At 64.2% G+C, this 8,109-nt stretch carries 12 protein-coding genes and 1 pseudogene; 6 read left to right on the top strand and 7 right to left on the bottom strand.

The genetic code is table 11. The annotated features are described in order from the left end of the window. Window positions 1-183, top strand: a 183-nt coding sequence (locus IP86_RS14345) for an acyl-CoA carboxylase biotin carboxyl carrier protein subunit (protein WP_054163214.1), incomplete at its 5' end; no start/stop codon positions are given. A gap of 172 nt (window positions 184-355) precedes the next feature. Here the strand turns inward: IP86_RS14345 and IP86_RS14340 are convergent. From IP86_RS14340 to IP86_RS14315, 6 genes are all read right to left on the bottom strand, one after another. Next, the gene (locus IP86_RS14340; protein ID WP_054163213.1) at window positions 356-646 is read right to left on the bottom strand and encodes a DUF1488 family protein; all 291 of its coding nucleotides are present in this window, start codon (window positions 644-646) and stop codon (window positions 356-358) included. Window positions 647-751: 105 nt separating this feature from the next. After that, complete coding sequence (gene wecB / locus IP86_RS14335) at window positions 752-1,879, bottom strand: non-hydrolyzing UDP-N-acetylglucosamine 2-epimerase (RefSeq protein WP_054163212.1); 1,128 nt, start codon at window positions 1,877-1,879, stop codon at window positions 752-754. An 18-nt stretch (window positions 1,880-1,897) separates the two neighbouring features. Further along, window positions 1,898-2,104, bottom strand: a complete 207-nt coding sequence (locus tag IP86_RS14330) for a hypothetical protein (RefSeq protein WP_054163211.1) — start codon at window positions 2,102-2,104, stop codon at window positions 1,898-1,900. Window positions 2,105-2,427: 323 nt separating this feature from the next. Beyond that, complete coding sequence (locus IP86_RS14325) at window positions 2,428-2,874, bottom strand: hypothetical protein (protein WP_245290624.1); 447 nt, start codon at window positions 2,872-2,874, stop codon at window positions 2,428-2,430. Between the two features lie 7 nt (window positions 2,875-2,881). Further along, on the bottom strand, window positions 2,882-3,283 hold the full coding sequence (locus IP86_RS14320) for a helix-turn-helix domain-containing protein (RefSeq protein ID WP_054163210.1): 402 nt from the start codon (window positions 3,281-3,283) through the stop codon (window positions 2,882-2,884). Continuing rightward, on the bottom strand, window positions 3,264-3,884 hold the full coding sequence (locus IP86_RS14315) for a hypothetical protein (RefSeq protein ID WP_245290623.1): 621 nt from the start codon (window positions 3,882-3,884) through the stop codon (window positions 3,264-3,266). Before IP86_RS14315 ends, IP86_RS14320 begins: the two co-directional genes overlap by 20 nt. A gap of 195 nt (window positions 3,885-4,079) precedes the next feature. On the opposite strand from IP86_RS14315, the gene IP86_RS14310 reads away from it, so the two are divergent. The 5 genes from IP86_RS14310 (at window position 4,080) to IP86_RS14295 (ending at window position 7,584) form a co-directional block, all read left to right on the top strand. Then, complete coding sequence (locus tag IP86_RS14310) at window positions 4,080-5,339, top strand: hypothetical protein (RefSeq protein ID WP_054163209.1); 1,260 nt, start codon at window positions 4,080-4,082, stop codon at window positions 5,337-5,339. Window positions 5,340-5,413: 74 nt separating this feature from the next. Continuing rightward, window positions 5,414-5,794 (top strand): curli-like amyloid fiber formation chaperone CsgH, encoded by a 381-nt coding sequence (gene csgH, locus IP86_RS28715; protein WP_156332509.1) that lies wholly within the window; start codon window positions 5,414-5,416, stop codon window positions 5,792-5,794. Then, the gene (locus IP86_RS14305; protein ID WP_054163208.1) at window positions 5,779-6,312 is read left to right on the top strand and encodes a hypothetical protein; all 534 of its coding nucleotides are present in this window, start codon (window positions 5,779-5,781) and stop codon (window positions 6,310-6,312) included. Before csgH ends, IP86_RS14305 begins: the two co-directional genes overlap by 16 nt. A 30-nt stretch (window positions 6,313-6,342) precedes the next feature. Continuing rightward, the gene (locus tag IP86_RS14300) at window positions 6,343-6,630 is read left to right on the top strand and encodes a curli assembly protein CsgF (RefSeq protein WP_054163207.1); all 288 of its coding nucleotides are present in this window, start codon (window positions 6,343-6,345) and stop codon (window positions 6,628-6,630) included. A 48-nt stretch (window positions 6,631-6,678) separates the two neighbouring features. Then, a complete protein-coding gene (locus tag IP86_RS14295) occupies window positions 6,679-7,584 on the top strand; it encodes a CsgG/HfaB family protein (RefSeq protein ID WP_245290622.1) in 906 nt (301 codons plus the stop codon). A gap of 341 nt (window positions 7,585-7,925) precedes the next feature. On the opposite strand, the pseudogene IP86_RS29245 reads toward IP86_RS14295, so the two are convergent. After that, window positions 7,926-8,109, bottom strand: a pseudogene (locus tag IP86_RS29245) (hypothetical protein); the annotation flags it as partial.

Below are 8,109 nucleotides of genomic sequence, written 5' to 3'. Positions count from 1 at the left end.
CTCGTGGTGTCGATCGCCGTCACCGAAGGCCAGGAGGTCAAGGCCGGCGAGACGCTGGCCGTGGTCGAAGCCATGAAGATGCAGAACGTGCTGCGCGCCGAACGCGACGGCCAGATCAAGAAGATCCACGCCGCCGCCGGCGCCACGCTGGCGGTCGACGCGGTGATCATGGAGTTCGCGTGAGTAAGGCTAGGGATCGCGACCGGGGCGGGCAACCCGTCCGCAGGAGGCAGTCCCGTTCAGGTCATCGGCGCCGGCGCGCTCGATCAGGCGGCGATCGACCGGCTGACACCGGAGGAGCGTCGACGATTGGTGCACTAGGCCGTCTCGGCAAGCCGCCCAGGACGGAGCCTGGTCATCCGATCAGATCGTCGCCGACGTCTTTCAGGAAGATCCGCACCGGTCGCCCCTTCACTGCGGGCGATCGGATGTAGACCGCGTTGGCGAGCGCCTCGATCGTATCGCGCAGGGTGAGGAACTGCGCCGAGCGCACCGAGCCTTCGGTGCCCCTCATGCCGGCCAGCGCATCGAGCGCGGCATCGCTGATCTGGCAATGCACGATGTCGTCGGCGCGGTCCAGCATGGTGAACCGGAACGAGAGACGTTCGCTGTCGTGTCCGACGATGTCGCCGCGGCGCAGGGGCATTGCTGGTTCGATGGCGACGATCCGCGCCGCTGCATTGTGGCGAACTAAGCCTTGGCAGGAGGCCGGGCCGTGTGGCGCGTGCGGAGCAAGGCGGCCGCTGCGCGACTACTCGGCAGCCTGAAGCATCTGCTCGGCTTCGCCGGCCAGCACCGCGGCGATCCGTTCGCCGGCGTCGCCGCTGCCGAACGGGTTCGGCCGCGCCAACAATTGCGGAGCGGCCGCGGCGGTGAGCGCGCGAACGCCCCGTACGATGGCCCCGGTATCCGATCCGACGAGCCGCCCGAAGCCGCTGTGCAGCACCTCGGGCCGCTCCGTCGTCTCGCGCGTGATCAGCACCTGCAGTCCGAACGACGGCGCTTCCTCCTGGATGCCGCCGGAGTCGCTGACCACGCACCAGGCGCGCGACAGCAGATAGACGAAATCGGAATAGTGCAGCGGCGCCACGAGCCGGACGTTCGGCGCCGCGCCGAGGATGTCCTCGGCCATTCGGCGCACCTCGGGATCGGGGTGCACCGGCAGGACCACGATCTTGTCGCCATCCTGGCCGAGGATCCGCAGCGCCCGCAGCACCCGCGCCATCGGCTCGCCGATGTTCTCGTGCCGGTGCGTCGTGGCGAGCACCAGCTTGCCGGGCGGCAGGTCGCAGATCGCGCGATCGATCGGCTGGTAGTCGCCGGCGACGCGCCGCCGCGTGTCGAGCAGCGAGTCCACCACGGTGTTGCCGACCACGTGGATGTTTGCCGGCGCGATGCCTTCGCGGATCAGGTTGATCTCGGCGCGCGGCGTCGGCGCGAAGTGCAACGTGGTGGCGACAGAGACCAGTCGCCGGTTGAATTCTTCCGGCCAGGGCGCTTGCAGATCGCCGGTACGCAGGCCGGCTTCGACATGCGCCACCGGCACCTTGCAGAGGAAGCCCGCGATCGACGCGGCGACGGCGGTGATGGTGTCGCCCTGCACCACCAGCCAGTCGTAGCGGCCGCGGCGCAGCTGATCGCCGATCAGCCGAACGATCTCGCCGAACTTGTCGGTCAACTCCGGTTGACGAAGCACGTCGAGCCCCGCATCCACCGTCAGCCGGATGTCGAACAATTCGAGCAGGCCGGCGGCGAGCTCGACCTGCTGGCCGGTCCACACGGTGTCGGTGTGAATGCCCATACGCCGCCGCAGCGCCCGATACACCGGCGCGAGCTTGATGATCTCCGGACGCGTCCCGAATGCGACAAGTACACGCATGCATCCTGCTCCTGCCCGTTAACGCCTGATCCTGGAGAGGTGTTCTGGAGTCTCGCGGCTCAGCATGCCGAAACCGTGCTGATGAAACGAGATCGGAAGTTCGCCCTCGGCCGGCGTAGTGTGCTGAGAGTCGCGCGCGACAACGTCGACGGCCGCGTGATCGCGCGAAGACGGATCGAGTTGTCCGCGCGTCACGAGCATTGCTGAGGCGATGATGTCGTCCATGAGCGCTGCTACTACGTAAGATTTACGATTTATTTACATATACGCGGGTCGAGAGACTTGAAAAGAAGATTCGACGATTCGTCACAGATTGATTCGGCTTAGTGCTAATCGTTGATCTAAAGATCAACAAAGCGCGTGAAGCGATGGTACTAACTAATCACGCTGTCGCCGGACGAGGCAGATCATGCTCTTGCAATGGGCAGCGATGTCGGAGGCGATCGGGTGTCGGCTCATCACCGGCGCAGCCGGGCGATGCGAACGCAACGAGACGGCGCCAGCCGGAGCGGCCCGGCCGAGGCGCTACCGGCCGAGTCGCTGCCGGATCAACCGCGAATATGAAGTGAGCCGAGGTGCAGCTCGAGCGGGCCGCCGTCGATCAGCGCGCGCACATGGATCAGGCCGGCGCGGCGGATCTCGATCGGCTCGATGATCAGGCTGGCCGAGACCACGATATAAGGTGGCGCCTCCGCGCCGGGAGGGAGCGAGTCCAGCAGCGCGAGCTGAGCGCTCGGCGGCGGAACCTCGATCGGCTCCTCGGCGACGGGCTTGTCCTCGTTGGGAAGGTAGCAGCGCGCCATCAGCGAGCTGTAGGGTTTGTCGGCAGGCGAGCAGACTGTGACGTGGAAGCACAGTTTCGGCAACAGCACCGGAAACGGTCGGTCGACGACCATCACGGCGTTGTAGCAGCGAAGAAAGCTGAGCTTCCCCCCCGGTTCGATCCGGATGTCGTCACAGAAGATGCAGTAACCATACCGATCGAGCGCTTGCACTGACGCGTTACTCCTTGGACTTCAACAGCGCGCTCGGCGCCTTCGGCTCAGCAGATCCGTTCGATTTGGCGAGGTGGACGACCTTGATCGGGCCGTGCCCGATCGTCGACGTGCTGCTGATGTCGTTGCAGCCGAAGCCGTGGGACGGCTCCTGGAGCTGCAGCGAGACTTCCATGTTCATCGCCCAGGCGATCTCGGCGAGGCTTCTGAGTGTGAGGTTGCTCTCGCCGGACAGTTGCCGGTTGATCTGCGAGCGGTCGACTCCGAGCCGCTTTGCGAGGGCCTGCTGTGTCAGGCCTTCGGCCTTTTTCTTCTCAGACAATACGCGAAGTAACTCAGTGCGCACGCGCGAAATAAGCCGTCCTGCACGTTGCGCCCTGCTGCCGATATCAAAATGAAACGACGTCATCGGGGCTGCTGCCTTTCACACACAGGTTGTCTTCTACACCTAATTCTCGTCGAATTCGTCTAATTGAAATGCGATAACCTCGATATAAATCGTGATCCTTAACGCGGTTGGTCCAGTCTCCAAATACCGCCGCGAAACAATCTCTCTGTAAGAACCAGCCGAAGATACGCACATCCGGCGTCTTGAATTCCCAGACGGCGTTGGGTTCCGCGCGAATGACGCGAAACTGTCGTGTGTAGATCATCTGTTTGCCGGCGGTGAACGCGTAGAACAAAGAGTCCACCTGTTCGGCCACGGTCGCTTCGCCGAGACGCTGCGTCGGCTCTGCTCCTGCCATCAGAGTCCCCAGCCACTCGATGAAGCCCGGCGTGCCGTACAGCAGGCGAGCGGGTTGCTCGCCGGCGGCGAGGTCGACTTCGATGCGGATCAGTGCGCCGCTGTCGACTAGGTTCTGGATTGTTGACATCGAAATCAACGCCTCGGAGCAGGAGTGCCGTGTCGGTGAGGCTTCAACGATGTTGATGTTTAAGTCAACAAGACGGTCTAACCCTTCTCCCGAGTGTTCATTCTCCAAGTCTTTCTGCTCCGTGATCGACCGCACGGTGCGTAATCCGTCCTAATAACGAACCAACTAACAAGTAATCGTGCGTGAGGAATCGCACACGACGTTGAGTAACAACGCACCAATTAAGCTAAATAATCGGATAGCCATTGTCGAGTCGCTTAACTTCGGGTTAACCTCTTCATTGAGGGCAGCGATGGTCGCTGACCCCGCTTTGGATAACAGGGAACCGTCATGAAGAAGGTGACAGCACTGGCCCTCTTGTTGGCCTCGACCTCGATGGCTTCGGCCGCCGGCATTAACGAATCGTTCGTCGCTCAGGTCGGCGTCAGCAACACCTCGACCGTCGGCCAGACCGGCGGCAACAACAAGCAGGGCACCGCGCAGTTCGGCTACAAGAACAACGCCATCACCGCTCAGGATCAGGCTGGCGCGAAGACCAACGCGTCGGGCACGCTGCAGATCGGCGCCAAGAACCAGGCGAATGTCGGCCAGACCGGCGGCAACAACAGCCAGGGCACGGTGCAGGTCGGTGCCGAGAACTACGCGAAGACCTATCAGGAAGGTGTGCAGGGCACCAAGACCAACACCTCGTCGACCGGCCAGTTCGGCTATCTGAACAGCTCGGTGGTCGGCCAGACCGGCGGCGGCAACGATCAGAGCACGCTGCAGTTCGGCGCCAACAACGGATCGGCCACGTCGCAGGGCACCAACAAGCAGGGTGGCAAGAACAGCGCCGATACGCTGCAGGCCGGTGCCAGCAACGTGTCGACCACCACTCAAGGCTCGAACGGTGCGGCGGCGCAGCAGTACAAGCCGTTCAGCGCCTATACGGGCGGCGACAACACCTCCACGGCCGCTCAGTTCGGCGTCAAGAACTGGCAGATCACGAACCAGAATGCGAATGGTGCCACCACCGGTTCGGGCCTCCTCACGACGATCGGCTGGAACGGCGTCGACAACAGCGCGGCGACGTTCCAGGCCGGCTATAACAACGGCGCGATCACGACGCAGGCCGGACAGCATCTCTTCTCCGCCGGCAACCAATCGCTCACCGCTCAGTTCGGCGCCGAGAACTACTCGAACGTCTCGCAGCTCAATGGCCTGAACGCTCAGGGCACCCTGCAGATCGGCTACAAGAACGACGCCGCCACGACGCAGTCGAGCGGTTTGACGACGGTCGGTTCCAACGCGGCGGCTACCATTCAGGTCGGTGCCAAGAACCACGCCGGCACCACCCAGGTGGCGAATCCGCTCATCGGCAGCCTCAACACCTCGCTGATCGCCCAGTTCGGCGCCCAGAACTCCGCCTACGCCAACCAGACCGGCCCGCAGCCGTCGAGCCTGTCGATCCAGCCGAACACCCAGGCGACCCTCCAGGTCGGTTACGCCAACCAGGCCTACACCAGCCAGGTCGCGAGCGCGTCGGTCTCCAACACCTCGGTGACCGCGCAGTTCGGCTCGCACAACGTGTCGACCGTCGTCCAGCACTAAGCCGGTCGCAGCGGCGGGGCGTGAGCCCCGCCGTCTGCTTCTCGCACCTGCGTCATGCCGGGGAGTGTGAGTCGATGGATGGCGCGTGGCCGGCGATTGCGGCCGTTGTGCTCGGATCAGTGTTCGGAGTCCCGATCGCAGCGGGGCCGGCGGCCGCCGAGGCGGCGCCGTCGGCTATTAAATGTGACATCCGGACGACAGCAGAGGACGGCCTGTTACGGATCGAGGCGGTCGCGACCGCCGCCAGACCAACCACCGGGAGCTACCGGCTGGTCGTCACCAAGAACAGCACAACGGGAATAAGTGAGAATCATCAAAGCGGTTCGTTCGAGCTGAGCCCGGGCGACGAAACGGTCCTGACTACCATCATCCTCGACGGATCGGCGCGGGGTCACTACCGCGCCTCGCTGATCGTCGAATCAGGCCTAGGGAGAAGCTCATGCGTATCACCATAGCCGGCCACGCAAAGAAGCGCCGGAGCTACGCCATTTTCGCCAGCGCGCTGCTGGTTTCGGCCGGCGTCGCCGGGCCCGTCCGGGCCGGCACGGCCTATATCGATCAGTCTATCGCACTGCGAAATGGGGTGCAGTACTCGATCCCGGTGGTCGGGCAGCCGGCCCCGCAGGCTGGGACCGCGGTCCCCCGGGGGTATCAAAATGTGTCGCCTGGGGTGACGCCGGAGCTGGTTTCGGCCGGGGCCCGTGGTGGAAACTACGCGGTTACCACGCAGATCGGCAACTACAACTACGTTTTTCAGGGGCAAAGTGGGAATAACAACCTGTCGAACGTTGGTATCATCGGCGGTAATCACAACACCGTGGGTGTGTTGCAGCGTGGTTACAGCTTGTTGTCGAATCTAATGCTAATCAACACCTCAGGATTATTCGTAGGTGTGATTCAGCCGCCCGGCTCGAGGCCGGTCAATGCGTTGATCGCGCGATTGCCGAATGGCGGTTTATTGATCAAGCGGTAGGCAGGGGCCAGACCGCGCAGGAGATATGTCATGAGGATTGCCGGATTGCTTTCGCTCTGTGTTGGCGTTGCCCTGTCGGGCTCGGCCTTCGCGACCGAGCAGGTCTATCGGCCGATCAGCCCGACGCTCGGTGGCAATCCCCTTGCCGGTAACTTCCTGCTGTCGATGGCGCAGGCGCAGGGCAAGGGCGCAACGTCGGGGAATAAAGGCGTGGACCTGTCGGGGCTGAGCAACGCGCTCAGCAATGTCGGCGGCGGGTCGACATCCCCGGTGATTGTGATCGGTGGATCGGGCGTGACCACCCCGACGAGCCCGTAATAGCCCGACCGAACCCTAACGGGGCTTAGTTTGATGATGTATGCTCGTATGGCCGGCGCTCTGCTGCTGGCGCTGAGTGCTGGCGGCTGCGCGCTGACCGGAACCACCAAGGACCCGCTGACCGAGCCGGCCCAGATGGTGGCGCCGACCAAGACCGGAGTCGTGCTGGAGAGCCTGCCGCCGCCCAAGCGCAAGCTCGACGTCTCGGTGTACAATTTCCCGGACCTGACCGGGCAGAACAAGTCCAACGACAATTTCGCCGAATTCTCCCGCGCCGTGACCCAGGGCGGCAGCTCGATCCTGACCGACGTGCTGGTCAAGGCCGGCGGCGGCGCCTGGTTCGACGTCGTCGAGCGCGCCGATCTGGCGCCGCTGCTGCAGGAGCGGCAGATCATCCAGAATACCCGCACGGCGCTCGAGGGCGAGAAGGCGAAGAGCCTGCCGCCGCTGCGCTTCGCCGGCGTGCTGCTCGAGGGCGGCGTGATCGGCTACGACACCAACGAGACCACCGGCGGCATCGGCGCCAACTATCTCGGCATCGGCGCCAACGTCCAGTATCGGCAGGACATCATCACGGTGGCGCTTCGCGCCGTCAGCGTCCAGACCGGCCGCGTGCTGGCCTCGGTCACCACCAGCAAGATCGTGTATTCGGTCAATTTGTCCGGCACCGGCTTCCTCTACACCTCGGTCGATCATCTGCTGCAGGCCGACGCCGGCTTCACCAAGAATTCGCCGGCGACGCTGGCGGTGCGCGAAGGCATCCAGCTCGCGGTCTATTCGCTGATCTTCGAGGGCGTGAAGAACGATCTCTGGAGCTTCAAGGATGCCCGTGCTGGCGAGGCGTTCATGCGCGAACTCGAACGGCACCAGAAGGCGGTCCCGCCGGTGCCGCTGCCCGACGGGCAGATCTCCCCGCGCCCGGTGGCGCGCGACCCGAGCAGAAACGCGGCCTAGAGCGGTTGATCGTTTGATTGAAACGGTCCGACCTTTCCGAAGGCACCGAGTCCTCATCCTGACGAGCCCGGCGTAGCCGGGCGTCCCAAAGGATGGGGCAACGTATTCCCTGCGTCACATGGTTCGAGACGGCGCTACGCGCCTCCTCACCATGAGGGTGTGCGTGTGGCGGGCTCTCCGGATCTTCAGCTCTGGCTCTATGAAAGGCAGAGGTGCTCTAGAGGCTAGAGCGCTTCTGCTCTTGCCAGAATCGCCGCCGTCATCCTGACGGGCCCTCTGGGCCGCACCGGCCCGGGGGGCCTCGAAGGATGCGGCCCCGCCGCTGGATCCTCATTGCGTCGCTATCGCGCCGGTGATCGGTACTGCTGCGTGGCGCTGTAGCATTCCTTGGACGAGGCGTTCTGCGGTCCGCACGAGACCGCGGACTGCGCCGCGTTCGCCGTGACCGAGTCCGCCGCGGGCCCGCTCTCGGGCGTCACGGTCCGGCCAGCGGCCTGCGGCGCCGCCCCAGCCGCCTGCGGCGGT

The sequence above is a fragment of the Rhodopseudomonas sp. AAP120 genome, assembly GCF_001295845.1.
Taxonomy (GTDB): domain Bacteria; phylum Pseudomonadota; class Alphaproteobacteria; order Rhizobiales; family Xanthobacteraceae; genus Rhodopseudomonas.
Note: the sequence above shows the minus strand (reverse complement) of the source record. Positions and strands in the feature narration are given on the sequence as shown.